Source organism: Eleftheria terrae, assembly GCF_030419005.1.
Taxonomy (GTDB): domain Bacteria; phylum Pseudomonadota; class Gammaproteobacteria; order Burkholderiales; family Burkholderiaceae_C; genus Caldimonas; species Caldimonas terrae.
In genome coordinates, this window is record NZ_CP106951.1 from 953318 (window position 1) to 978151 (window position 24834).

The following is a 24834-nucleotide window of genomic DNA, read 5'->3' on the forward strand; positions in this document are numbered from 1 at the left end:
GCCGGCTCAGCGCCGCGGTATGCTCCGGCGCGTGCCACTCCTGCTGACTTGCCTTCCTGCCTGATGGGCAGCGCCCCGCCTTCGCTGCCGCTGCGCTGGCTGCGCAGCCTGCCGGCCCATGTCGTCAACGGCTTGTCGGTGGCGCTGGGCATCGGCGTGCTGCATGCCGTCTTCCAGGCCCTGGCCGGGCCGCATGCGGCCCAGCTGGCCATGGCAGGCGCCGTCTGCGCCAGCCTGGCCGACCTACCCGCCACCGTGCGGCGTGGCTGGCACCGTGTGCTGGCAGCCGGCCTGCTGGGCGTGCTGGCGGCGGCACTGGTGGCCTGGCTGCAGCCGCATCCGGCGGCCCTCGGCCTGGGCGTGGTCGGCATCGGCTTTGCCGCAACGCTGGCGCTGGCCTGGGGGCCGCGCGCCGCACCGGTGTCCTTCGCGGCGGTGCTGGCCCTGGTGTTCGCCATGGGCGTGCCGGCCGAGGCAGCGCCGCCTCCGGTGCGCCTCGGCTGGAACCTGCTGGGCGCCTTGTGCTACCTGCCGTGGTCCATCGCCAGCGCCACGCTGCTGCAGCGCCACTACGGCCGGCTCGCGCTGGCATCGGCGCTGACGGCGGCAGCCCGGCTGCTGAGCCTGCGTGCCGGCGACATCGAGGCGCCACCGCCGGGGCCGGGCGACACCGCCTCGATGCGCGACTGGACCCAGGGCGAAGCCAGTTTGGCCGAGCGGCTGCAGGCGGCCCGCGACCTGTTGTTCCCAGCGGCACGGCGCGCCGGCATGCAGCGTGACATCGCCATCCTGCTGCGCCTGGTCGACCTGCGCGACCTGTTCCTTGCCACCCGGCTGGACCTCGACCTGCTCGGCAACGATGCGGCCGGCACGGCGATGCGCCGCGGCATCGCCGCCAGCCTCCGGCACATGGCCTCGACGCTGGAGCTGGCCGGCCTGGCGGTCAGCAGCGGCAAGGCCATGCCGGCCGACCGGCTTGCCGCGCTGCTGCAGGGCGACGTGCTCGGCGCATCGCGCTTGCCTGCCGGCGACGCCCGCCTGCGCCTGCAGCCGGCCTTGACCAGCCGGCTGCAACGGCTGGCGGCGGAGGTGGCCGAGATCGACGCCCTGCTGTCTGGCGGCCCGCCACCCGCCCTGCCACTGCAGCACGGCGAGCTGCGCGCCTTCGTCGGCCCCGAGGGCTGGCCACTGGCGGTGCTGCGGCAGCAGCTCTCGTTGCGCGCGCCGGCCTTGCGCCACGCGCTGCGGACCGGCCTGGCCCTGGGCTGCGCCTACCTGGCCGCGCGGGCCTTGCCATGGGCCTCGCATCCCTGGTGGGTGGTGCTGAGCGTGGCGGTGGTGCTGCGCGGCAACCTGGAACAGACACTGCAGCGGCGCAACGCGCGGGTGCTCGGCACGCTGGCCGGCTGCGCCCTGGTGCTGCTGCTGGCACCGCTGGCCTCGCCACTGCTGCTGGGCCTGGCGTTCACCGTGGCGGTGGGGCTGGCGCATGGCTTCGTGAACGTGCGCTATGCCGTCACGGCGGCCGCCGGCGCGGTGATGGCGCTGCTGCAGTCCCATGCGGCCGACCCGGCGGCCGGCTTCGCGGTGGCCGAGCGCATGGCCGACACGCTGCTGGGCGCCGGGCTGGGCTGGCTGTTCAGCTACGTGTTGCCCAGTTGGGAGCGCCGCAGCGTGCCGCAGGCGGTCGAGCGGGTGGTGCAGGCGCTGCGCAGCTATGCCGGCCTGGCGCTGGCCGGCGACGCCACGGCCCCGCTGGCGCAGCGGCTGGCGCGCCGCCAGGCCTACGACACGCTGGCCGCACTGGCGGCCGCCGTGCAGCGCAGCGAGGTGGAACCCCGCCACGTCCGCCTGCCCACCGGCGAGCTGATGGCCCTGCTCGACCATGGCCTGCGGCTGATGGCCCACCTGTCGGTGATTCGCCTGATGATCAGGCACCGCAGCGACGACCTGCGGGGAGAGCCCGCCACAGCCGCCCTGCGGCAGGCCAGCGACGCGGTGCAGGCCTGGCTGGACCTGGACGCCCCGCCGCCCGACGGCGGCCAGCCGCCACCGGCGCACGGCCTCGACCAGCTGCCCGCGGAGGACCTGGCCAGCGCCGCCCTGCCCTGGCTGGTGCGCCGGCTGCAAGTGAGCGTGTTCGACGCCTCCCAGGTGGCCGGCGCCGCCCGGGCCGCGCGGCAGCGGCTGCAGGCCGGCTGACGCAGGGCCGGCGGCTTCGCGCCCGGGCCTCCGGGCTCAGCTTGCATTGAAATACGGCCGCAGGTGCGTGCCAGCCCGGCCGTGCGCCAGCCAGGCATCCACTTCCGGCAGCAGCGCCACCACCTGGGCCGCGAGGCCCTCGTAGCGGGCCACGTCCTCGCCGAAGCCGGCGAAGCAGAAGCCCTGGAACCCCGGGCCGGCCGTGGGACCGCGCTGCTCCAGGCGGGCGCGCTGGCGTGGATCGACATAGGCAACGTCCAGCTTCTCCTCGGGCACCACCTCACCCCAGCTCGTGTGCAGGGGCCCGCGCTCCCGCCGGGCGCATTCGAGCAGGAACTCGCCGCCGTACTTCCAGTACTGGATCGACAGCAGGTCGAGGGATTGCGGCAGCGCCCGCTGGAACGTCGAGCCGCGGCCGTGGAAGCCAAGGTCCTGCAGCGCAGGAAGGAGCAGGCGCTTGAACGCCCGCCGCATCAGATCGCCTTCGCGAGACATCGATGAGCCGACAAGGTGGAACGACAACGGACGCCGCCCGCGGCAGGCCGCGGCGCCGGCACAGGGCGCCACCCGCGCCGCCGCTGCAGACCACCGGCAGCGACCCAGGGCGCCAAGGCCCGCATGCTGCCTCAACACCAGCCGGGCCCGCACGCCGGCCCGCCCGGCAGGCTGCATTTCCAGGGAAAACCCTGGGATTCCAGCCTCCACGCCATGGCTGTATTGACCTGTATAGACAACTGACTATGATGCGAAACATTCCAGCCGCCCCGCCCTGCTCATGACCACCCCGGCCGCCGCGCCCGAATACCTGAAGATCAAGCGCCACATCCTGGCCCGCATCGCCGCCGGCGACTGGCGCGCCGGCGACCGCATCCCCAGCGAAGGCGAGCTGACGCGCGAGTTCGGCCTGTCGCGCATGACGGTCAACCGCGCGCTGCGCGAGCTGGCGGCCAGCGGCGCCATCACGCGGGTGCAGGGCGTGGGCTCCTTCGTCGCCGGCCCCAAGGCCGAGTCGACCCTGGTCGAGGTGCACGGCATCCGCGACGAGATCCGCCAGCGCGGCCAGGCCCACCATGCCCAGGTGCTGCGGCTCGAGGCAGTGACGGCCGACGCCCTGCTGGCCACCGCCTTCGGCGTGGCGCCGGGCAGCCCGCTGTTCCACTCGCGGCTGCTGCACTTTGCCGACGGCCAGCCGCTGCAGCTGGAAGACCGCCATGTGCACCCGCCCAGCGCGCCCGACTACCTGCAGCAGGACTTCACCGCCGACACGCCGCACCACTACCTGTCGCGGGTGGCGCCGCTGGAGCAGGCCGAGCACATCATCGAGGCCGATGCCGCCTCCGACGAGGTAGCCCGCCAGCTGCAGCTGCAGCCTGACGACCCGGTGCTGATCCTGAACCGGCGCACCTGGTCGCATGGCCGGGTCGTCAGCGTCGCCCGCCTCATCCACCCGGCTCGCCGCTACCGGCTGAGCGGCCGTTTTTCATTCGCCCAGCCGCAGCACGGCTGAACGCCCCGACCCCGAGGAGACCACCCCATGACTTCGACCGCACGCACCGTCCGTGCACCGCGCGGCAGCCAGCTGCATTGCAAGAACTGGCTGATCGAGGCGGCCTACCGCATGATCCAGAACAACCTCGACCCCGAGGTGGCCGAGCGGCCGGACGACCTGGTGGTCTACGGCGGCATCGGCAAGGCGGCCCGCAACTGGCCGGCCTTCGACGCCATCCTGCAGGCGCTGCGCGAGCTGGAGGCCGACCAGACCCTGATCGTGCAGTCCGGCAAGCCGGTGGCGGTGTTCCGCACCCATGCGGATGCGCCGCGCGTGCTGCTGGCCAACTCCAACCTGGTGCCCAAGTGGGCCACCTGGGAGCACTTCCACGAACTCGACCGCCAGGGCCTGATGATGTACGGCCAGATGACGGCCGGCTCCTGGATCTACATCGGCACGCAGGGCATCGTGCAGGGCACCTACGAGACCTTCGTCGAGCTGGGCCGCCAGCACTACGGCGGCGACTGGTCCGGCAAGTTCATCCTGACCGCCGGCCTGGGCGGCATGGGCGGCGCCCAGCCGCTGGCGGCGGTGCTGGCCGGCGCGCACTGCATCGTGGTGGAGTGCCAGGAGTCGCGCATCGACTTCCGCCTGCGCACCCGCTATGTGGACCACAAGGCCCACAGCATCGATGAGGCACTGGAGATCATCCGCCGCGCCGATAAGCCCACCTCGGTGGGCCTGCTGGGCAATGCGGCCGAGCTGCTGCCGCAGTTCGTCGAGCGGGCCCGCCAAGGCGGCCCCCGTCCCGCAGCGGTGACCGACCAGACCTCGGCCCACGACCTAGTCAACGGCTACCTGCCGCGCGGCTGGAGCGTGGCGCAGTGGGAAGCCGCACGCGCCAGCGGCGACGCCGAGCGGCTGCGGCTGGCCGAGGCGGCCGCCGCGTCCTGCGCCGAGCATGTGCAGGCCATGCTGGACTTCCACCGCATGGGCGTGCCGACGATCGACTACGGCAATAACATCCGCCAGGTCGCGCTCGACCAGGGCGTGGCGGACGCCTTCGCCTTCCCCGGTTTCGTGCCGGCCTGCATCCGGCCGCTGTTCTGCGAGGGCAAGGGCCCCTTCCGCTGGGTGGCGCTGTCGGGCGACCCGGAAGACATCTACAAGACTGACGCGAAGGTCAAGGAGCTGTTCCCCGACAACGCGCACCTGCACCGCTGGCTCGACCAGGCGCGCGAGCGCATCGCCTTCCAAGGCCTGCCTGCGCGCATCTGCTGGCTGGGCCTGGGCGAGCGCCACAAGGCGGCGCTGGCCTTCAACGAGATGGTGCGCCGCGGCGAGCTGAAGGCGCCCATCGTGATCGGCCGCGACCACCTCGACTGCGGCTCGGTCGCCAGCCCCAACCGCGAGACCGAAGCCATGCGCGACGGCTCCGACGCGGTGAGCGACTGGCCGCTGCTGAACGCGCTGTCGGCCACCGCCGGCGGTGCCACCTGGGTCAGCCTGCACCATGGCGGCGGCGTCGGCATGGGGTATTCGCAGCACTCCGGCGTCGTCATCGTCTGCGATGGCACGGCCGAGGCCGATGCCCGCCTGGCCCGCGTGCTCTGGAACGACCCGGCGATGGGCGTGGTGCGGCATGCCGATGCCGGCTACGAACTCGCCATCGAGACCGCCCGCCGACAGGGCGTGAAGATCCCCTCCATCGCTGTCCAAGGAGACGCGCAGTGACGCCCGCTTCCACCTTCACCCTGCATCCCGGCCGCCTGGGCCTGCTCGACCTGCGCGCCATTGCCGCCGGCTTCCAGCCGATCGAGCTGGACCTGGAATGCCGCGCCGGCATCGCCGCCAGCGCTGCCGCCGTGCAGCGCATCTCGGCGGGCAACCAGCCGGCCTACGGCATCAACACCGGCTTTGGCCTGCTGGCCAAGGTGCAGATCCCCGGCCACCAGCTGGCCGAGCTGCAGGCCAACCTGGTGCGCTCGCATGCCGTGGGCGTCGGCCCGCTGCTGGACGACGACACGGTGCGCCTGATCCTTGCGCTCAAGATCGCCTCGCTGGCGCGTGGCTACTCGGGCGTGCGGCCCGAGGTGATCGACGCCGCGGTGGCCATGTACAACGCGCAGATCTGGCCCTGCATTCCCAGCCAGGGCTCGGTCGGCGCCTCCGGCGACCTGGCGCCGCTGGCCCACCTGAGCCTGCCGCTGATGGGCGAAGGCCAGGTGCGCTTCGACGGCCAGGTGATGGACGCCGCCGTCGCACTGCAGCGCGCTGGCCTGCGGCCGCTGCAATTCGCCGCCAAGGAAGGCCTGGCGCTGCTCAACGGCACCCAGGTGTCGACCGGCATCGCGCTGATGGGCCTGCTGCGGGCCGAGCAGGTGTTTGCCGCCGCGGTGGTGGCCGGCGCCCTGAGCGTCGATGCGGCCAAGGGCTCCGACTCGCCGTTCGACGCCCGCATCCATGAAGTGCGCGGCCATGCCGGCCAGATGGACGTGGCCAAGCTCTACCGCGACCTGCTCGCGGGCAGCGAGATCCGCGCCTCGCACCGGGTTGGCGACGACCGCGTGCAAGACCCCTATTCGCTGCGCTGCCAGCCGCAGGTCATGGGCGCCTGCCTGGAGCTGATCCGCAACGCCGCCCGCACCTTGGTGACCGAGGCCAACGCCGTGTCGGACAACCCGCTGGTGTTCGCTGACACCGGCGAGGTGCTGTCGGGCGGCAACTTCCACGCGGAGCCGGTGGCCTTTGCAGCCGACACGCTGGCGCTGGCCATCGCCGAAGTGGGCGCGCTGTCGGAGCGCCGCATCGCGCTGCTGATCGACGCGACGCTGTCGGGCCTGCCGCCCTTCCTGGTGGCCGAGCCAGGGCTCAACTCCGGCTTCATGATCGCGCACGTCACGGCCGCCGCCCTGGCCAGCGAGAACAAGACCCTGGCCCACCCGGCCAGCGTCGATTCGCTGCCCACCTCGGCCAACCAGGAAGACCATGTCAGCATGGCCACCTTCGCCGCGCGCAAGCTGGCCGACATGGCGACCAACGTGCGCCACATCATCGCCATCGAGCTGCTGGCCGCGGCCCAGGGCATCGACTTCCACCGCCCGCTGCGCAGCTCCAGCGCGCTGGAGGAAGCACATGCGGCCATCCGCGCCAAGGTGCCGCACTATGCGCAGGACCGCTACTTCGCGCCCGACATCGCGGCAGCCGAGCAGCTCATCGAGGCCGGCACCCTGACCCGCTACGCCGGCAGCGTGCTGCCGTCCTGGAGCGAGCAGTGACGCCCGACTGGCGCCTGCCCTGGCAGGGCCGCGTCGATGCGCTCGACGGCGAGGCCGGCTGGCGCTGGCACCAGGTGGTGGAGCCCTGGCAGGCGGGCGGCCGCCCCGGTGTCGCGCTGCTGGGCCTGGCCAGCGACGAGGGGGTGCGCCGCAACCAGGGCCGCCCCGGCGCGGCCCTGGGGCCGCAGGCCCTGCGCCGCATGCTGGCCAACCTGCCGGTGCACCGCCCGCTGCCGCTGTACGACGCCGGCGACGTGCCCTGCACCGACGGCCAGCTCGAAGCCGCCCAGGACACCTACGCCCGCCAGGGTGCCGCCGTGCTGGACGACGGCCAGCTGCTGCTGGGCCTGGGCGGCGGCCACGAAATCGGCTGGGCCAGCTACCAGGCGTTCAGCCGCAGCGCGGCCTGGGCCGCCGGCGGCTCGCTGGCCATCGTCAACTTCGACGCGCATTTCGACCTGCGCCTGGCGCCCCAGGCCAGCTCGGGCACCCCGTTCCGGCAGGCGCTCGACCATGCCGAGGCCGGCGGCCGCACGGTGGCCTACCACTGCGTGGGCATCAGCGCCGCCGCCAACACCCGCGCCCTGTTCAGCCATGCCGAAAGCCGCGGCGTGCGCTGGCTGGCCGACGACACGCTGGCCGCGCACACCCTGCCGCAGCATGCCGAGGCACTTGCCCAGTGGCTGCAAGGCTTCGACCACGTCTACCTGACGCTGTGCCTGGACGTGCTGCCAGCGCCGGTGGCACCCGGCGTGAGCGCGCCGGCCGCACGCGGTGTGGGGCTCGAGGTGCTGGAGCCGCTGGTGAAGGCGGTGGCCGGCTGCGGCCGCCTGCGGGTGGCCGACATCGCCGAGCTGTGCCCACCGCATGACATCGACCATCGCACCGCCCGCACCGCGGCCCGGCTGGCCTGGCAGATCGTCTCGGCCTGGCAGGCCGCCCGCGACGGAGGGCCCGCCGCATGAAGGCCGACCTGTTGATCCACCATGTGCACCTGGCCACGCTGGACGACCCCGCCGGCGGCTGGGGCGAGCTGCGCGACGCCGCCCTGCTGGTGCAGGCCGGCCGCATTGCCTGGCTGGGCCCGCGCAGCGCCCTGCCCGCCGGCCTGCAGGCGGCCCGCGAGCACGACGGCCAGGGCGGCTGGCTGACGCCCGGCCTGCTCGACTGCCACACCCACCTGGTGTGGGCCGGCAGTCGCGCGGCCGAGATCGAGCGCCGCTGGCAGGGTGCCAGCTATGAGGAGATCGCCCGCAGTGGCGGCGGCATCGTCTCCACCGTGCAGGCGACCCGTGCGGCCGACGAGGCGGCCCTGCTCGCGGCCAGCCGGCCGCGCCTGCAGGCCCTGCTGCGTGACGGCGTGACCACCGTCGAGATCAAGTCCGGCTACGGCCTGGACACCGAGACCGAGCTGCGCCTGCTACGGGTGGCGCGCCGCCTGGGCCAGCAGGCCGGCGTGCAGGTGCGCACCACTTTCCTAGCAGCCCATGCCCTGCCGCCGGAATACCGCGGCCGCGGCGACGACTACATCGAGCTGGTGTGCCGCGAGATGCTGCCCGCGGCCCATGCCCAAGGCCTGGTCGACGCGGTGGACGCCTTCTGCGAAGGCATCGGCTTCAGCCCGGCGCAGACCCGCCGGGTGTTCGAGGCGGCACGCGCGCTGGGCCTGCCGGTGAAGCTGCACGCCGACCAGTTGTCCGACCTGGGCGGTGCCGCGCTGGCGGCGGAGTTCGGTGGCCTGTCGGCCGACCACGTCGAGTACACCAGCGAGGCTTCGGTCCAGGCGATGGCGCGGGCCGGCACGGTGGCCGTGCTGCTCCCGGGCGCCTACTACTGCCTGCGCGAGACCCGGCGCCCGCCGGTCGAGGCGCTGCGCCGGCACGGCGTGCCGATGGCCTTGTCGACCGACTGCAACCCGGGCACCAGCCCCTGCACCTCGCTGCTGTTGATGCTGCACATGGGCTGCACCCTGTTCGGGCTGACGCCGGCCGAAGCGCTGCACGGCGTCACGCGGCATGCTGCGCGGGCCCTCGGCCTGCAGGACGAATGCGGACGGCTGAGCGTCGGCCTGCGGGCCGACCTGGCGCTGTGGGCGGTCGACCACCCGCGCGACCTGGCCTGCCAGTTCGGCTTCCAGCCGCGGCTGGCGTCCTGGGCCGGCGGGCAGGCCGTGGCGGGCTGAGCGCCGCAATTCAGCCCAGGGGCGTGTCCGGTGCACCAGCCGGCCCCCCCTGCGATGGCAGCTGTGCGAGGATGGCAGCCAGCGCATCTGGTTCCACCGGTTTGGTCAGATGCTGGTCGAAGCCGGCCTCCGCCGCCAGCCGCTTGTCCTGCTGCTGGCCCCAACCGGTCAGCGCAACCAGGCACAGGCTGCGCCCCCAGTCCTGGCGGCGCAGGTGGCGCGCCACCTCGTAGCCATTGAGCTGCGGCAGGCCAATGTCCAGCAGCACCAGCTCGGGCGAGAAGCTGCGCACCATGCGTATGGCGTCGGCGCCGTCGTTGGCGGTGCAGACGTGGTGCCCCTGCAGCTCCAGCACCATGGCCAGGCTGCGGGCGGCGTCCTCGTTGTCGTCCACCACCAGCACCCGTCGGCGCGCCTCCGCCGCAAAGCGCGCAGCCTGCGCGCTTTGCGGCGGAGGACTCGCTTGCGGACTCAGTGGCAGGCGCACAAGAAACTCGCTGCCCCGACCTGGCCCCTCGCTCTCCGCATGGATGGTGCCACCGTGCAGCTGGACCAGCCCGCGCACCAGCGCCAGGCCGATGCCCAGGCCTCCCTGCGAGCGCTCCAGCGCCGGCGCGAGCTGCGAGAACATCTCGAAGACGCTCGCCAGGTGCTGGCGCGGAATGCCGATGCCGGAGTCGCGCACGGACAGCACCACCTCGCCCCCCTCGCGCCAGACCCGCAAGCTGATGTGCCCGCCCGCTGGGGTGTACTTGGCAGCATTGGTCAGCAGGTTCAGGATGACCTGGGTCAGCCGCGTAGGATCCGCATCGAGCACGAGGGTCTCGTCGGGCATCTCCAGCTGCAGCTGATGCGAGGCCGCCTCGATCATCGGGCGGGCCGCCTCCACTGCGCCCTGCACCGCGGTCGCCAGCTCCACCGGCTGGCGACGCAGAGCCAGCTTGCCCTGAGTGATGCGTGACACCTCCAGCAGGTCGTCCACCAAGTGGGTCATATGCCGCAGCTGGCGCTCCAGCACGTCACGGCACCAGAGTAGCTGCGCGTCTGCGAGCTGCTTGCGGCGGAGGATCTCCAGCACGTTACGCATCGGCGCGAGCGGGTTGCGCAGCTCATGCGCCAAGGTGGCCAAGAATTCGTCCTTGCGTCGGTCAGCCTGCGCCAGCACGTCGCGACTTTCCTGCAGTGCCTTCTCCGCCTCGCGATGCGCTGCCAGAGCCGATTCGGCATTCTTGCGGGCCTGCAACAGCTCGCGCTCGTACCGGTGCCGATCGTTCACCACCATCAGCGCCAGCTCGTGGCAGACCGTGCCGGCGTGCTCGCGACGAACCGCGTTCAGCAGCATCGGCACTGTGTGGCCATCTCGGTGCAGCAGGTCCAGCTTCACCTCGGCAACCGAGCCCTGCATCTGCAGCAGCGGTGCCCAGTGGGTCTGATGGAAGACGCGGCCGCCCATGGTGAGCAGGTCTTGCACGCGCATGCCGCCCGACAGTTCGCTGGCGTGGTAACCGAGCCAGCGGCAGCAGGTTGCATTAGCGCGAAGGATGCGCCCGTCCGCCGCGCTCAGCAGCAGTCCACACGCCGCCTGCTCAAACAGTACCTCGGCCGCCGGCAGCCCGTCGTCCGCGTACTGCATGCCTCAAATGCCCAGCCGTTGAAAGAACTCGCGCATGGCGACGGTGCTTGCGTCGGGCGCGCTCATGTGCGGACAATGGCCGACGTTGTCGATGATGTGGAGGGTGCTGTTCGGCATCGTCCGTTGCATGTACTCGCCTACCGCGCAGGGCGCGATCAGGTCATCGCTACACTGCAGGATGAGCGCCGGCACGCTGGAGCGCGCCAGGTCGGCACGGTGGTCCGACAGAAAGGTGACCCGCGCAAAATGCTTAGCGATCTCCGGATCGGTACGGCAGAAGCTGTTGGTAAGTTCGACCCCTAGCTCCGGTTGCTCTGGCGCGCCCATGATGGCCGGTGCCATGGTGCTCGACCAGCCCAGGTAGTTGCTCTCCAGCGTGTCCAACAGGCCCTCGATGTCCTGACGGGTAAAGCCACCGACATAGTCGCCGTCGTTGATGTAGCACGGCGACGGTCCCACCATCACCTGGGCGGCGAAGCGCTGTGGCGCCCGGATGGAGGCCAGCAGGCCGATCATCGCGCTGACCGAATGCCCGACGAAGACCACCGGCCCTTCGGCGAACTCCTCGACGATCTCCAGCACGTCGGCGGCATGGCCGTGCAGCGTGGAGTACTTCTCCCGGTCGTAGGCCTGCAGGTCGGAGGAGCCGCTGCCCACCAGGTCGAACAGCACGGTCCTGTAGCGGTCCTGGAAGGCGGGGGCCAAGTAGCGCCACATGTTCTGGTCGCAGCCGAAGCCATGGGCGAACACCATGGTCACAGCCCCCTGGCCGGCCACGTGCACATGGTTGCGTCGTGCTACGCTCATGCAGATTCCTTGAAATCAGTCAATATCGAACGCATTGTTTCACAGCTGAACAACGCAGTCGGTCGGCGAAGGTGAGGCGCTGTATCAGGGCTTTCGCAACGCTGGCTCTGGATCGGCGGCCGCCTCCACCCGGTTGCGGCCCTGCTTCTTGGCCTGGTAGAGCGCGGCGTCGGCGCTCCGCAGCACCGCGTTCCACTCGCCGCGCACACCGCGCGCCACGCCGACACTGACCGTCACCTGCAACTGCGGCGGCAGGCCGGCGAACTGCAAGGCAGCCACCTGGCTGCGTACCCGTTCGGCCAGTTGCAGTGCCGCGGCGAGCTCGATCTCGGCGCAGACCACCAGGAATTCCTCGCCACCCAGCCGGGCCACCAGGTCGTCGCTGCGCACGCAGCCACCCAGGCAGCGCGCGACACCGCGCAGCACCCGGTCGCCCGCCTCGTGGCCCAGGCTGTCGTTGATGCGCTTGAAATGATCGAGGTCGAAGGCCAGCATCGCCAGGCCGTCCGGCTCGCCGCGCACGCGCGGGCGGCCGTCCGCATGCGCCCCCAGCGCCGCCTGCAGGCCGCGGCGGTTGAGCAGCCCGGTGAGCGGGTCGACATTGGCGGTGCGCTGGTAGGACTCGATCGCACGGAAGCTGCCCAGCATCAGCATGCAGAAGTTGAGCAGGAACCACAGGCTCACATCCAGGTGCAGCCAGAACGAGTTGACCAGGAACTGCTCCGGCAACTGGCGCGAGTTGGCCAGCCATTCCAGGGCATACAGCAGGGTCAGTGCCAGCGCGGCGGCCTGCATCGTGCGGGCGGGCACCCGCCAGGGATGCCGCTGCAGCCGCCTCAGCTCCCAGGCGATCCAGCTCAGCATCACCATCTCGGTGGCGGTCTGCACCGCCTGCGGCAGCACCCAGTTGCGGCTGAGGTGGGCCGCCAGCGTGGCGCTGACCGCTGCCGCCGCCACCGCACACAGGGCCAGGCGGTGGCGCGGCGCCAGCGCGCGCTGCCGCACGAAGGTCGCGGCCGACCAGGCCAGCGTCGCCAGGCAGCAGCAGGCCAGCACGGCACCGGCCAGCACAAGCAGCTCCACGCTCTGCGGAGCGGGCCCCAGCTGCAGGTCGGCAGAGGCGATGCCGCGCAGCGCAGCGCCCACGGTGTAGCCGAAATGGCCCCAGCCCCAGCCCGCCACGCCGCGCAGGCCGGGCGCAATGCGGCTCAGGTAGACCAGCAGGCCCAGCAGCGCCAGGGCGAGCGTGCAATCGGCAAAAGTGGAGGCGTAGTCCTGGAAATCCACGGAAGGCAGTTGGGCAGTGGGAAGGTGGCGGGCCCAGCAGGCAGCGGCCCCGGAGCGAATGAAGCAAACCAGCCACCCGGCGCTCGCCATGGGCTTACCCGTGGTTGACGGCCCCGCATGGCGGGCGATACTGCGGGGGCAGTCGAGGAGTCCAGATGAGCAGTGCCGACGATTTCGAATCGATCCGCAACTACTACGAGCGCCCGGTGATGGAAGCGGTGGCCGAGGCCAGCCCGCAATATCCCAATGTCGGCAGCGCCTTGCTGCCCGACGTGGTATGCGTGGCCCTCAACCGCCTGCCGCCGCGCTACATCCGCCATGAAGTGGATCTGGTCTTCTATCTGACCGAGCGCGAGCGCGCCGAGATGGAGACGGCCATGGCCGAGGCGGTGAGCTTCGCCTACGAGTTCGTGCAGGCCCGCGTCGCGATGCGGGCGCGGCGCTGAACCGGGCGGCCGCTGTCAGGGCACCGCGCCGGGCCCGCTGGCCGGCAACGGCATGCCCAGCGGCAGGGTGAAGCTGAAGACGCTGCCCCGGCCAGGCTCGCTGCTGGCCCAGATCCGCCCGCCATGCGCTTCCACGATGCCGCGGGCAATGTAGAGGCCCAGCCCGCTTCCCTGCGCGGCGGTCTCCTCGTGCTGCCAGTGCAGCTCGAAGACATGCGGCAACTGGTCAGCGGCGATGCCCCGGCCCGTGTCCTTGACGTCGAACCGCACACTGGCGCCATGGCGGACGGCAGACACCCGCACCAGCCCGCCAGGCGGCGAGAACTTGATGGCGTTGCCGATCAGGTTGGTCAAGACGCGGAACAGGCATTCCGGGTCGGCATGCGCGACCAGGCCGGGCTCGGCCGAGCACGACAGCGCCTGGCCTTGCCCGGTGGCCATCGGCCGGTGCATCTGGCAGACGTCCTGCAGCAGCGGCCCCACGTCCACCGCCTGCGGACGCGCATCGAACTCGCCGCCCTCGAGCTTGCCGAAGTCGCGCAGATCGCCCAGCAGCACCTTCATGCGGTTGGCCGCGTACAGGATGCCGTCCAGGGCGGTGGCCACGGATTCGCTGGACAGCTGCGCCCCCTGCCTCACCACCCGCTGCACCAGGGTGGTGTTCATCAGGACCGCCGACACCGGGTTGACCAGGTCATGCGAGACGGCGGCGAGCGTGCGTTCACGCGCGGCCATCGCCGCAGCGGCCAGCCGCACCTGCCGCTCCAGGTCGTGCTCCACCGCGCAACGCCGCAGTTCGCTCGCGACCCAGACCTCGTCGTCGCGCCACGGCGCGCTATGGCCTCGCACCTGCTCCTTCCACAAGGCGAAGGAAGTGCGCGGGCGAAGGATGCCCTCGGGCGCCCCGCTGGCGGGCTGGGCGCTCTTGGACGGGTCGCCGGCCCAGTTCACGGTGCTGCCCACCTCCGGCCGGAACCACATCAGCGCGTTCGCCTCCGGCCGCGGCAGCGTGATCGCAAGCAATCCGCAGCAGCCGCCAGTGTCGTCGGCCGCGTCCGCCGCCGCCGGCCATGAGCCCTGCAGCCGCGTCAGCTGCAGCGGCTCCTCGCTGAAGGCGTCTGCATGCACCCACTGGCCCAGGCGCCGCAGGGTGTCCGCGCCCGGGCAGCGGCCGTACCGCACGACATGGCCGTCCACCAGCGCCGCCACCCCGTCGGCCGAGAGCAGTGACAGCAGGTCCTGCGGCCAGCGCATCATGGCCTGCCAGGCGTTCTCGTTGCACATGCGCATGCCGGCGCAAACGCCCGTGACCACCTCCGCCTTGGCGGCGCGGCGCTGGCGGTTTTCGACCGTCTCGCAGGCGCCGATCGACAGGGAGAGCATGCGGCCGACCGCCTCGCAAGCCAGCCGGTCTTCCACCGACAGCCGCCGCGGCGTGCGATGTCCGCAGGCGACCAGGCCCCACAAGCGTTCTTCCTGCAGCAGGGAGATGCTCATCGAAGCCCGCAGGCCCATGTTGCGCAGGTACTCGCGGTGCACCGGCGAGACACTGCGCAACACCGAGTGGCTCAGGTCCACCGGCGCGCCGGTATCCGGCCGCAACGGCGGCTCGAGCGCCACCGGCTCGTAGCTGGCGTCGGGAATCACCCGGAGCCAGTTCATGCGGTACAGCTGGCGCGCCTGGCGCGGGATGTCCGACGCCGGATAGTGCAGGCCCAGGAAGGGTTCGATATCGTCGGCCTTGGCCTCGGCCACCACTTCGCCATGCTCGTCCGGGTGGAAGCGGTAGAGCATCACGCGATCGAAGCCGGTCATTTCCCTGAGGCCCGTCACCGCTGCCTGCTGCAACGCGGTCAGCGTCCTGGCCGTCCGCAGGCGCGCGAGCACCCGGTTCAGCAGGCCTGCGTCGAGGCGGTCGCCAGCCGGATCTTCGAGCTCGACGATGGCCAGCCCGTCCCAGCGATGCACCGTCGCATCGAAGGCCCGAGTGGCCACCTTGATCTTCGCGACACAGGTCTGCCCGGCAGGCAGGTCCATCAGCGCGGCGCGCACTGCGGCGGCGGCATCGGTGCCCAGCACGTCCTCCAGCGCGCGCCCAAGCAGCCCTGCGAGCGGCTGCCCGAGCAGCGGGCCGAGCGCGGCGCTGGCATGCCGCAGCAGCAGGTCCGGCTCGGAACACGCCAGCAAGTGCCCGTGCGGCTGTATGGCCCCCGGCACATGGATGGGCTCCGTCGCACAGCGCGCGAGATCGACGGGGGACAGGCGACTGTCGAGGAAATCCGTCATGGCATCAGCCTCCCTGAAGCCGTCTGGCCATGGGCAGTTGCAGCCACCGCTGCCCATATCGGGCGAAGGACATGGCCTCCGGCTCGCCTGGTCGCATCACTGTGCCTCCCTGGGTACCTCGCGGCACCTGCTTGAAGCCGGCGGTTGGAGCGGTCGTCGGGCAACGCCCACCGCCGGCAGCCTTCGCTCTGGATTACATGCAAGTGCAGGGGCGTTGACAACATCGCCCCTTCACGGAGGATGGCGAGCCCGGCGGCACGAGGCCCGACTGCCTTGATGAAGATGAAGGCCGGGCCCGGTTCGACGCGCCGACTAGAAGCCGGGGAAGCTGGGTGCCGGGGCACCGTTGCCGCCACGCCGAACGGCCGGCCGCACGAGGATGGTCGGGAAACTCACCGGCAGGGTTTGCGGGAAGTCGCGGCTGTAGTGCAGGCCCCGGCTCTCGTGCCGCACCAGGGCCGAGCGCACGATCAGCTCGGCGCAGTCGACCAGGTTGCGCAGCTCCAGCAGGTCGCGGCTGACGCGGAAGTTGGCGTAGTAGTCGTCAATCTCGGTGCGCAGCAGCTTGATGCGGTGCAAGGCCCGCTCCAGCCGGCGGGTGGTGCGCACGATGCCGACATAGTTCCACATCAAGAGCCGCAGTTCGTCCCAGTTGTGCGCGATCACCACCTGCTCGTCGGCGTCCTCCACCTGGCTTTCGTCCCAGGGTGGCAGCGTGGTGGCCTGCACCGCCGCATGGCTCCGGATGTGCTCGGCCACCGTGCGGCCGAGCACCACGCATTCGAGCAGCGAGTTGCTGGCCAGCCGGTTGGCCCCGTGCAGGCCGGTGTAGGTGGCCTCGCCGGCCGCGTAGAGGCCCGGCAGGTCGGTGCGCCCGTGCAGGTCGGTGACCACCCCGCCGCAGGTGTAGTGGGCTGCCGGCACCACCGGGATGGGTTGGCGCGTGATGTCGATGCCCAGCCGCAGGCAGCGGGCATGGATGGTCGGGAAGTGCTCCTTCAGGAACTCGGCGCCCAGGTGGGTGGCGTCCAGCCACACGTGGTCCACGCCGTGCTTCTTCATCTCGAAGTCGATCGCGCGGGCCACGATGTCGCGCGGCGCCAGCTCGCCGCGCGGGTCGTGGGCGGCCATGAAGCGGGTGCCGTCGGGCAGCTTCAGGTGGGCCCCTTCGCCGCGCAAGGCCTCGGTGATGAGGAAGCTGCGCTCCTGCGGGTGGTAGAGGCAGGTCGGGTGGAACTGGATGAACTCCATGTTGCCCACCCGGCAGCCGGCCCGCCAGGCCATCGCGATGCCGTCGCCAGTGGCCGTGTCGGGGTTGCTGGTGTAGCGATAGACCTTGCCGACGCCGCCGGTGGCCAGCACCACCGAGGCGGCCGCCAGCGTCTCGACGCGGCCGGCATCGATGTCCAGCGCATAGACGCCGTAGCAGCGCGGCGGCTCGTCGCGCTTGAGGTGGCGGGAGGTGATCAAATCCACCGCCATCCAGCGCTCCAGCAGCCGGATGTTGCGGTTCGCCCTCACCTCGGCCAGCAGCACGTCGTGGATGGCCTTGCCGGTGGCATCGGCCGCATGCGCGATGCGGCGCACCGCATGGCCGCCTTCGCGCGTCAAGTGCAGGCCCAGCGGGCCGCTCGGGTCGGGCGAGAACGGCACGCCGCGCTGCACCAGCCACTCGACCGCGTCGGCGCTGTGCTCGGCGATGAAGCGGGCGGTGTGCTCGTCGACGATGCCGGCGCCGGCGTCCTGCGTGTCGCGCACATGGCTGTCGATGCTGTCGTCGGTGCCCAGCACACCGACGATGCCGCCCTGTGCCCAGGCGGTCGCCGCCTCCTCGAAGTTGCGCTTGGCCAGCACCACCACCGGGCGGTGCTCGGCCAGGTGCAGCGCCACGGTGAGGCCGGCCAGGCCGGCTCCGATGATCACCACGGGCGCTTCAGTGTTCGCTTGCATGCCTGTCCTGTTGCTCGATGCTGCCGGGTCCACCCGGACGTCTGCCGAATCCTTCTCGCGCTGCAGGCGGGGAACGCAGGGAGGCACGCACAGACGCCAAGGCCGCAGAGGTCCTTCAGGTCCTTGCGTTTCCTGTTCGGCCGCCGCGCCCCTGCCCTTGCCGCGGCAGGACGAAAAGGGCCCGGGTGCGGCCTCGCCCTCCCCCCGGGCAGTCGCCGGTCGATTCTATCGGCAGCATGAAAAAGCCGCCGGGCCCCAGGAGGCGCGGCGGCTGGCACGCGAAGGCCCGGCGCGGCTCAGTGCACCACGCGCTCGAAGGAGAAGCTCGGCCCCTGCTCGCCCAGCTCGACATCCACCGGGATGACGTCCTTGGCGCCGAAGCGGCCCTGCAGGATGAGCTTGGCCACCGGGTTCTCGATGCGCTGCTGGATGGCGCGCTTGAGCGGCCGGGCACCGAACACCGGATCGAATCCCACCTTGGCCAGCTCGGCCAGCGCGGCCGGCGACACGTCGAGCTTCATCTCCATCTTCTCCAGACGGGCCTCCAGTGCCTTGAGCTGGATGCGGGCGATGTTCTCGATGTGCTTTTGATCCAGCGCATGGAAGACCACCGTCTCGTCGATGCGGTTGAGGAACTCCGGCCTGAAATGGTTCTTCACCTCGGCCCACACCGCGTCGCGGATCAGCTCCGACGGCTGCCCCTGCATCTGCATGATCAGGTGGGAGCCGAGGTTGCTGGTCATCACGATCACGGTGTTCTTGAAGTCCACCGTGCGGCCCTGGCCGTCGGTCAGGCGGCCGTCGTCGAGCACCTGCAGCAGCACATTGAAGACGTCCGGGTGCGCCTTCTCCACCTCGTCGAGCAGCACCACCGAGTACGGCTTGCGGCGCACGGCCTCGGTCAGGTAGCCGCCTTCGTCATAGCCCACGTAGCCCGGGGGAGCGCCGATCAGGCGCGACACCGAGTGCTTCTCCATGAATTCGCTCATGTCGATGCGGATCAGGTGCTCCTCGCTGTCGAACAGGAAGCTCGCCAGCGCCTTGCACAGCTCGGTCTTGCCCACGCCGGTGGGCCCGAGGAAGAGGAAGGAGCCATACGGCCGGTTCGGGTCGCTCAGTCCGGCGCGCGAGCGGCGGATGGCGTCGCTGACCGCCACGATGGCCTCGTCCTGCCCCACCACGCGCTCGTGCAGCCGCGCTTCCATCTGCAGCAGCTTGTCGCGCTCGCCCTGCATCAGCTTGCTGACCGGGATGCCGGTGGCGCGTGCAACCACCTCGGCGATTTCCTCCGCGCCGACCAGGGTGCGCAACAGCTGCGGCTTGCCGGTCTCGGCCTTGCCAGCTTCCTTGGCCTGGGCGTCCTTGAGCTTCTTCTCCAGCTCCGGCAGCTTGCCGTACTGCAGCTCGGCCACCTTGTTGAAGTCGCCCTTGCGCTTGAACTCCTCGATCTGGAAGCGGATGCGGTCGATCTCTTCCTTCACGTGGGCCGAGCCCTGGGCGGCCGCCTTCTCGGACTTCCAGATGTCCTCCAGGTCGGCGTACTCGCGCTCCAGCTTGCCAATCTCGTCCTCGATCAGGCCCAGGCGCTTCTGCGAGGCCTCGTCCTTCTCCTTGCGCACCGCCTCGCGCTCGATCTTGAGCTGGATCAGGCGGCGGTCGAGCTTGTCCATCGCCTCCGGCTTGGAGTCGATCTCGATCTTGATCTTGGCCGCCGCCTCGTCGATCAGGTCGATCGCCTTGTCCGGCAGGAAGCGGTCGGTGATGTAGCGGTTGGACAGCTCCGCCGCGGCGACGATGGCCGGGTCGGTGATCTCCACGCCATGGTGCACCTCGTACTTCTCCTGCAGCCCGCGCAGGATGGCGATGGTGGCCTCCACGCTCGGCTCGCCGACCAGGATTTTCTGGAAGCGGCGCTCCAGCGCGGCGTCCTTCTCGATGTACTTGCGGTATTCGTCCAGCGTGGTGGCGCCGATGCAGTGCAGCTCGCCGCGCGCCAGGGCCGGCTTGAGCATGTTGCCTGCGTCGATGGCGCCCTCGGCCTTGCCGGCGCCCACCATGGTGTGCAGCTCGTCGATGAAGAGGATGATGCGGCCCTCGTCCTGCGACACCTCCTTGAGCACCGCCTTCAGCCTCTCCTCGAACTCGCCACGGTACTTCGCGCCGGCCAGCAGCCCGGCCATGTCGAGCACCAGCACGCGCTTGTTCTTCAGCGTCTCGGGCACCTCGCCGGCGACGATGCGCTGCGCCAGACCTTCGACGATGGCTGTCTTGCCGACGCCCGGCTCGCCGATCAGCACCGGGTTGTTCTTGGAGCGCCGCTGCAGCACCTGGATGGCGCGGCGAATCTCGTCGTCGCGACCGATCACCGGGTCGAGCTTGCCCTGGGCGGCGCGCTCGGTGAGGTCCAGCGTGTATTTCTTCAGCGCCTCGCGCTGGCCTTCGGCCTCGGCGTTGTCGACCTTCTGGCCGCCGCGCACCGCATCGATGGCCGATTCGAGCGCCTTGCGCGTCAGGCCGAACTCCTTCACGGTCTGCCCGATGTCGGCCTTCGACTCGGTGAGCGCGAGCAGGAACATCTCGCTGGCGATGAACTGGTCGCCGCGCTTGAGCGCCTCCTTCTCGGCCGCCTGCAGCAGCGAGACCGTCTCGCGGCCGGCCTGCACCTGCTCGGCGCCCTGCACCTGGGGCAGGCGCTTGAGGGCCGCCTCGGTGGCCTTCGCCAGGCCCGAGGTGTTGACGCCGGCGCGCGCCAGCAAGGCTTTGGGGCCCTCGTCCTGCTGCAGCATGGCGAGCAGGATGTGGGCCGGTTCGATGTACTGGTTGTCGTGGGCCAACGCCAGGCTCTGGGCATCCGCCAGGGCTTCCTGGAACTTGGTGGTGAGCTTGTCGAGTCGCATGGGTGGGGTCCTCCGTTGACGAAGGAAATGAAGGCGGCCGCTGCGGTTTCAAGATGCAAGCCGCGCGCCTGCCCGGCGACTGCGCTCAGCCCAGCCAGGCCTTCATCCACCGCCAGCCGAGGGCGGCGCCGGCCAGCGCGCCAGCCACATGCGCCAGGGTGTGCGCCAGCGCCAAGCCCCAGCGGCCGCCCAGCAGCAGCTGCAGCGACTCGGCCGAGAAGGCCGAGAAAGTGGTGAGCCCGCCCAGGAACCCGGTGACCAGCAGCAGCCGCCAGAATTCGTCCGGCATGCGGCTGAACCACAGCGCCGCCGCCCCGATCAGCAGGCCGCCGACGCAATTGACCGCCAGGGTGCCGAGCGGAAAGCCGCTCCAGGCGGCGTTCAGCCACAGCCCGGCTGCCCAGCGCAGCCAGGCGCCGAGCCCCGCGCCGACGAATACCGCCAGCGCGTGCGGCCAGGCGGGCAGTGCCATCATCCGGCCGCGTTGCCGGTGGCCGCGATGCCCCAGCGTTGCAACGCCGCATCGTCGGCGCTGCGAGCATCCACCCAGCGAGCGCCGTCCGGCGTGTGCTCCTTCTTCCAGAACGGCGCCTGGGTCTTCAGGTAGTCCATCAGGAACTCGCAGGCCTGGAAGGCCTCACCGCGATGGGCCGAGGTGACCGCCACCAGCACGATCTGGTCGCCAGGCGCCAGCGGCCCGACCCGGTGCACCACCCGCGCCGCGTGGATGCGAAAGCGCTGCAGCGCGGCATCGATCATGGCCTCGATGGCTTTCTCGGTCATGCCCGGGTAGTGCTCCAGCTCCATGCGGCTGACGCCGGCGCCCTCGCTGACGTCGCGCACGGTGCCGACGAAGGACACCACCGCCCCCACGCCGGCGTCGCCGGCGCGCAGCCGGGCCACCTCGGCGGACAGGTCGAAGTCCTCGGCCTGGATGGAAACGCGCGGGCCGGCCATGCTCAGCCTCCGGTCACCGGCGGAAAGAAGGCCACCTCCGCGCCGTCGGGCAGCACCGCGGTTTCCTCGCACATCAGCTGCTGCAGCGCCGCGCGCACCGCCCGCCCGCGCGCCAGCGCCTCGGCATGTGCGGGTGAACGCGCGATCAGCGTGTCGCGCAGCAGGCCGACGCTGGCGCCCTCCGGCAACTCGACCCACTCGCCGGGGCCCAGCGCCTCGCGGATGGAGGCAAAGTACTTCACGAAGACCTTGATCACGACTGCCACTCCGCGAACGACAGGAAGCGCACCGCATCGCCGGCATGGATCACCTGGCCCGGCGGGTTGTCCACCACGCCGTCGGCCCAGACGGTGGAACTCAGCACGCCGGAACTCTGGTTGGGGTACAGCGCCAGCCGGCCGTCCGGCTGGCGGCGCACCCGCAGGAACTCGCGCCGCCGGTCGGGCTTGGGCCAGTCGAAGCCGGCGGTCAACAGCACCGGCTCCGGCGCCGTGGTGGAGGCACCCTGCAGCGCGCCCAGCAGCGGCCGCACCGCCAGCAGGAAGGTCACGAAGCTGGCCACCGGGTTGCCGGGCAGGCCCAGGAACCAGCAGGGCCTGGCGCCGGCACGGTCGATGTGGCCAAAGGCCAGCGGCTTGCCCGGCTTGATGGCCACCTGCCACAGGTCGAGCGCGCCTTCGGCCCGCATGGCGGGCTTCACATGGTCTTCCTCGCCGACCGACACACCGCCCGAGCTGAGGACCAGGTCATGCGCCGCGGCGGCATGGCGCAGCACCTGGCGGGTGGCCTCCAGGCTGTCGGGCACGATGCCGAAGTCGGTGCACTCGCAGCCGGCCTGCGCCAGCAGCCCGCGCAGCGTGTAGCGGTTGGAGTTGTAGATCGCGCCGGGGCGCAGCGGCTCGCCGGGCATGGCCAGCTCGTCGCCGGTGGAGAACAGGGCCACCCGGGGGCGCCTGACGACCGTCAAGCGGGCCGCCCCCACCGTGGCCGCCAGCCCCAGTGCCTGGGGCGTCAGCCGGCTGCCGCGCGCCAGCACCACGCTGCCGCGCCGCACGTCCTCGCCCTGCTCGCGCACCCACTGCCGCGGCGTCGGCACGGTGTCGATGCGCACCCGGCCATCGTCCAGCAGCTGGGCCTGCTCCTGCATCACCACCGCGTCGGCCCCGGGCGGCAGCGGGGCACCGGTGAAGATGCGCGCCGCGGTGCCGGGCTGCAGCGGTTCGCCTGGCCGGCCAGCCGCGATGCGCTGCGACACCGGCAGCACCACACCTTCGTCGGCCACCTCGGCGGCCCGCAGCGCGTAGCCGTCCATCGCGCTGTTGGCCAGCGGCGGGACATCGAGCGGGGACAGCAGGTCTTCGGCCAGCACGCGGCCCAGCGCCTCGAAGGTGGGCAGCGACTCGGTCTCAGCGAGCGGCGACAGCGGCGCAAGCAGCTTCGCCAGGGCCTCTTCCAGGCTCAGCATCGGCGGGCGGGGGGCAGTACTCATAGCTAGCGGCATTCTGCAGCAGATGGGCGGCAATGGCATCGGCATCGTCCAGCGCCAGCACCGGGCAGGCGCGCACCGGCGGCAGCGCCTCGGGCCGGTCGCAGGCGATGGCGACGATCCACGGGTCCTGCGGGAACTGCAGCGGCTGGCCGGTGGCGGCACGCCACACCTCGATCTTCGGCAGCGCCGCGTGCTTGAAGCCTTCCACCAGCACCCAGTCGCAGGGCGCCAGTTCGGCCAGCAGTTGCGGCACGGTGGGCTCGGCCTCCACCTCGTACTCGCGCACCTTGGCCAGGCGCCGGTCGGAGGCGATGACCACCTCGTAGGCGCCCGCCTGGCGGTGCCGCCACGAGTCCTTGCCGGGATGGTCGATGTCGAAGCGGTGGTGCGCATGCTTGAGCACCGAGACCCGCTGGCCCTGCGCTCGCAGCCGCGGGATCAGCTGCTCCACAAGCGTCGTCTTGCCGGCGCCGGAGTAGCCGCAGAAGCCGAGCACCTTCATGGCAGCCGCCGGCTCAGCAGTGCCGCGCGATGTAGTCCTTGACGGCCAGCGCGTCCGGCGGCACCACCGAGAAGCGCTTGGGCAGCTGCTCGATGCCTTCCAGCGCGGCCGGGCGCTCCGGCTCGCGGCCCAGCGCCTCGCGGATCGTGGCGGCGAACTTCACCGGCAGCGCCGTCTCCAGCACCAGCATCGTCTCGCCGGGGCGCTGCTGCTCGAGTGCCACCTTGAGCCCGTCGGCGGTGTGGGTGTCGATCATCACGCCGTGACGCTCCCAGGTGGTGCGGATGGTGGCAAGCCGGTCGGCATGCGTGCTGCGGCCCGAGACGAAGCCGTACTCGGCCACCCGCGCGAACTCGTGCGGCGCCAGCTGGAAGGAGCCGTGCAGCTCCACCTCCTCCTTGAACAGGCGGCGGGTGCGCTCGCCGTCACGGCCCAGCAGGTCGAACACGAAGCGCTCGAAGTTCGATGCCTTGGAAATGTCCATCGACGGGCTCGACGTCTCGTAGGTCTCGGCACTCTTGCGCACCCGGTAGGTGCCGGTGCGGAAGAACTCGTCGAGCACGTCGTTCTCGTTGGTGGCCAGCACCAGGCGATCGATCGGCAGCCCCATCATGCGGGCCACGTGGCCGGCGCAGATGTTGCCGAAGTTGCCCGAGGGCACCGCGAAGCTGACCCGCTCGTCGTTCGACCGCGTGGCCCCGAAGTAGCCGGCGAAGTAGTAGACCACCTGCGCCACCAGCCGGGCCCAGTTGATCGAGTTGACGGTGCCGATCTTGTGGCGACGCTTGAAGTCCAGGTCGTTGGAGACCGCCTTGACGATGTCCTGGCAATCGTCGAAGACGCCCTCGACCGCCAGGTTATGGATGTTCTCGTCCTGCAGGCTGAACATCTGCGCCTGCTGGAAGGGACTCATGCGGCCGTGCGGCGACAGCATGAACACGCGCACCCCCTGCTTGCCGCGCATCGCGTACTCGGCCGCGCTGCCGGTGTCGCCGCTGGTCGCGCCGAGGATGTTGAGCTGCTCGCCGCGGCGCTTCAGCTCGTACTCGAACAGGTTGCCCAGCAGCTGCATCGCCATGTCCTTGAAGGCCAGGGTCGGGCCGTTGGACAAGGCCTGCAAGTGCACCCCGCCACCCAGCGGCTTCAGCGGCGTGATGGCCGCGCTGCCGAAGACCTGCTCGGTGTAGGTCCGCGAGACGATGTCGCGCAGGTCGGCCGCGGGGATGTCGTCGATGTAGAGCGACAGCACCTCGAAGGCCAGCTCCGCATACGACAACCCGCGCCAGCGCTGCAGCATGGCGGCGTCGACCTTCGGGTAGCGCTGGGGCAGGTAGAGGCCCCCGTCGGGCGCCAGGCCTTCCAGCAGGATCTCTGAAAAACCGCGCTCGGTGCGGTCGGCGCGCGTGCTGATGTACTTCAAGTCGGTCTC

Annotated in this window: 20 protein-coding genes; 7 read left to right on the top strand and 13 right to left on the bottom strand. The window is 71.1% G+C overall.

Annotated elements, in window-relative coordinates:
- The first annotated feature begins 63 nt into the window (after nucleotides 1-63).
- Complete coding sequence (locus N7L95_RS04265; protein ID WP_301258579.1) at nucleotides 64-2202, top strand: FUSC family protein; 2139 nt, start codon at nucleotides 64-66, stop codon at nucleotides 2200-2202.
- A gap of 36 nt (nucleotides 2203-2238) precedes the next feature.
- On the opposite strand, the gene N7L95_RS04270 is transcribed toward N7L95_RS04265, so the two are convergent.
- Entirely contained in the window at nucleotides 2239-2697 is a 459-nt protein-coding gene (locus N7L95_RS04270) for a DUF4304 domain-containing protein (protein WP_301258580.1), read from the bottom strand.
- 280 nt (nucleotides 2698-2977) lie between these two features.
- Between N7L95_RS04270 and hutC the strand changes: the two genes are divergently transcribed.
- From hutC to hutI, 5 genes are read left to right on the top strand one after another with little or no spacing between them, the layout of a single operon-like run.
- Nucleotides 2978-3709 (top strand): histidine utilization transcriptional repressor HutC, encoded by a 732-nt coding sequence (hutC, locus tag N7L95_RS04275; RefSeq protein ID WP_301258581.1) that lies wholly within the window; start codon nucleotides 2978-2980, stop codon nucleotides 3707-3709.
- 27 nt (nucleotides 3710-3736) lie between these two features.
- Complete coding sequence (gene hutU, locus N7L95_RS04280; protein ID WP_301258582.1) at nucleotides 3737-5425, top strand: urocanate hydratase; 1689 nt, start codon at nucleotides 3737-3739, stop codon at nucleotides 5423-5425.
- The gene (gene hutH / locus N7L95_RS04285; protein ID WP_301258583.1) at nucleotides 5422-6969 is read left to right on the top strand and encodes a histidine ammonia-lyase; all 1548 of its coding nucleotides are present in this window, start codon (nucleotides 5422-5424) and stop codon (nucleotides 6967-6969) included. The genes hutU and hutH overlap by 4 nt, the downstream gene beginning before the upstream one ends.
- Nucleotides 6966-7934: a formimidoylglutamase gene (gene hutG, locus N7L95_RS04290; RefSeq protein WP_301258584.1), complete on the top strand. Its 969-nt coding sequence runs from the start codon at nucleotides 6966-6968 to the stop codon at nucleotides 7932-7934. Before hutH ends, hutG begins: the two co-directional genes overlap by 4 nt.
- Nucleotides 7931-9151: an imidazolonepropionase gene (gene hutI, locus N7L95_RS04295; protein WP_301258585.1), complete on the top strand. Its 1221-nt coding sequence runs from the start codon at nucleotides 7931-7933 to the stop codon at nucleotides 9149-9151. The genes hutG and hutI overlap by 4 nt, the downstream gene beginning before the upstream one ends.
- 10 nt (nucleotides 9152-9161) lie before the next feature.
- Here the strand turns inward: hutI and N7L95_RS04300 are convergent, their stop codons facing one another.
- From N7L95_RS04300 to N7L95_RS04310, 3 genes are all read right to left on the bottom strand, one after another.
- Nucleotides 9162-10784: a hybrid sensor histidine kinase/response regulator gene (locus tag N7L95_RS04300; RefSeq protein WP_301258586.1), complete on the bottom strand. Its 1623-nt coding sequence runs from the start codon at nucleotides 10782-10784 to the stop codon at nucleotides 9162-9164.
- A gap of 3 nt (nucleotides 10785-10787) precedes the next feature.
- Nucleotides 10788-11591, bottom strand: coding sequence for an alpha/beta fold hydrolase (locus tag N7L95_RS04305; RefSeq protein WP_301258587.1), 804 nt, complete (start codon nucleotides 11589-11591; stop codon nucleotides 10788-10790).
- Nucleotides 11592-11675: 84 nt separating this feature from the next.
- A complete protein-coding gene (locus N7L95_RS04310) occupies nucleotides 11676-12878 on the bottom strand; it encodes a GGDEF domain-containing protein (RefSeq protein ID WP_301258588.1) in 1203 nt (400 codons plus the stop codon).
- A 155-nt stretch (nucleotides 12879-13033) separates the two neighbouring features.
- On the opposite strand from N7L95_RS04310, the gene N7L95_RS04315 reads away from it, so the two are divergent.
- Entirely contained in the window at nucleotides 13034-13324 is a 291-nt protein-coding gene (locus N7L95_RS04315) for a late competence development ComFB family protein (RefSeq protein ID WP_301258589.1), read from the top strand.
- 15 nt (nucleotides 13325-13339) lie between these two features.
- Here N7L95_RS04315 and N7L95_RS04320 read toward each other — a convergent pair whose 3' ends face one another.
- The 9 genes from N7L95_RS04320 to thrC form a co-directional block, all read right to left on the bottom strand.
- The gene (locus N7L95_RS04320; RefSeq protein WP_301258590.1) at nucleotides 13340-15610 is read right to left on the bottom strand and encodes an ATP-binding protein; all 2271 of its coding nucleotides are present in this window, start codon (nucleotides 15608-15610) and stop codon (nucleotides 13340-13342) included.
- Between the two features lie 312 nt (nucleotides 15611-15922).
- Nucleotides 15923-17560, bottom strand: a complete 1638-nt coding sequence (nadB, locus tag N7L95_RS04325) for an L-aspartate oxidase (protein ID WP_301258591.1) — start codon at nucleotides 17558-17560, stop codon at nucleotides 15923-15925.
- 296 nt (nucleotides 17561-17856) lie between these two features.
- Nucleotides 17857-20457, bottom strand: coding sequence for an ATP-dependent chaperone ClpB (clpB, locus tag N7L95_RS04330; RefSeq protein ID WP_301258592.1), 2601 nt, complete (start codon nucleotides 20455-20457; stop codon nucleotides 17857-17859).
- Nucleotides 20458-20542: 85 nt separating this feature from the next.
- Nucleotides 20543-20932: a fluoride efflux transporter CrcB gene (crcB, locus tag N7L95_RS04335; protein ID WP_435870057.1), complete on the bottom strand. Its 390-nt coding sequence runs from the start codon at nucleotides 20930-20932 to the stop codon at nucleotides 20543-20545.
- Nucleotides 20929-21414 carry a molybdopterin synthase catalytic subunit MoaE gene (moaE, locus tag N7L95_RS04340; RefSeq protein ID WP_301258593.1) on the bottom strand — a complete coding sequence of 162 codons (486 nt, stop codon included), beginning with the start codon at nucleotides 21412-21414 and terminating at the stop codon, nucleotides 20929-20931. Before moaE ends, crcB begins: the two co-directional genes overlap by 4 nt.
- A gap of 2 nt (nucleotides 21415-21416) precedes the next feature.
- Nucleotides 21417-21668, bottom strand: a complete 252-nt coding sequence (locus N7L95_RS04345) for a MoaD/ThiS family protein (RefSeq protein ID WP_301260065.1) — start codon at nucleotides 21666-21668, stop codon at nucleotides 21417-21419.
- Nucleotides 21668-22903: a molybdopterin molybdotransferase MoeA gene (locus N7L95_RS04350; RefSeq protein ID WP_301258594.1), complete on the bottom strand. Its 1236-nt coding sequence runs from the start codon at nucleotides 22901-22903 to the stop codon at nucleotides 21668-21670. Before N7L95_RS04350 ends, N7L95_RS04345 begins: the two co-directional genes overlap by 1 nt.
- A complete protein-coding gene (gene mobB / locus N7L95_RS04355) occupies nucleotides 22821-23405 on the bottom strand; it encodes a molybdopterin-guanine dinucleotide biosynthesis protein B (RefSeq protein WP_301258595.1) in 585 nt (194 codons plus the stop codon). The genes N7L95_RS04350 and mobB overlap by 83 nt, the downstream gene beginning before the upstream one ends.
- A gap of 13 nt (nucleotides 23406-23418) precedes the next feature.
- Nucleotides 23419-24825 (bottom strand): threonine synthase, encoded by a 1407-nt coding sequence (gene thrC, locus N7L95_RS04360; protein ID WP_301258596.1) that lies wholly within the window; start codon nucleotides 24823-24825, stop codon nucleotides 23419-23421.
- Nucleotides 24826-24834 lie beyond the last annotated feature (9 nt).

Coding starts and splice junctions, on each gene's coding strand:
- N7L95_RS04265 (WP_301258579.1), top strand. CDS start 64: ATGGGCAGCGCCCCGCCTTCGCTGCCGCTGCGCTGGCTGCGCAGCCTG.
- N7L95_RS04270 (WP_301258580.1), bottom strand. CDS start 2,697: ATGTCTCGCGAAGGCGATCTGATGCGGCGGGCGTTCAAGCGCCTGCTC.
- hutC (WP_301258581.1), top strand. CDS start 2,978: ATGACCACCCCGGCCGCCGCGCCCGAATACCTGAAGATCAAGCGCCAC.
- hutU (WP_301258582.1), top strand. CDS start 3,737: ATGACTTCGACCGCACGCACCGTCCGTGCACCGCGCGGCAGCCAGCTG.
- hutI (WP_301258585.1), top strand. CDS start 7,931: ATGAAGGCCGACCTGTTGATCCACCATGTGCACCTGGCCACGCTGGAC.
- N7L95_RS04300 (WP_301258586.1), bottom strand. CDS start 10,784: ATGCAGTACGCGGACGACGGGCTGCCGGCGGCCGAGGTACTGTTTGAG.
- N7L95_RS04305 (WP_301258587.1), bottom strand. CDS start 11,591: ATGAGCGTAGCACGACGCAACCATGTGCACGTGGCCGGCCAGGGGGCT.
- N7L95_RS04315 (WP_301258589.1), top strand. CDS start 13,034: ATGAGCAGTGCCGACGATTTCGAATCGATCCGCAACTACTACGAGCGC.
- N7L95_RS04320 (WP_301258590.1), bottom strand. CDS start 15,610: ATGACGGATTTCCTCGACAGTCGCCTGTCCCCCGTCGATCTCGCGCGC.
- nadB (WP_301258591.1), bottom strand. CDS start 17,560: ATGCAAGCGAACACTGAAGCGCCCGTGGTGATCATCGGAGCCGGCCTG.
- clpB (WP_301258592.1), bottom strand. CDS start 20,457: ATGCGACTCGACAAGCTCACCACCAAGTTCCAGGAAGCCCTGGCGGAT.
- crcB (WP_435870057.1), bottom strand. CDS start 20,932: ATGATGGCACTGCCCGCCTGGCCGCACGCGCTGGCGGTATTCGTCGGC.
- moaE (WP_301258593.1), bottom strand. CDS start 21,414: ATGGCCGGCCCGCGCGTTTCCATCCAGGCCGAGGACTTCGACCTGTCC.
- N7L95_RS04350 (WP_301258594.1), bottom strand. CDS start 22,903: ATGAGTACTGCCCCCCGCCCGCCGATGCTGAGCCTGGAAGAGGCCCTG.
- mobB (WP_301258595.1), bottom strand. CDS start 23,405: ATGAAGGTGCTCGGCTTCTGCGGCTACTCCGGCGCCGGCAAGACGACG.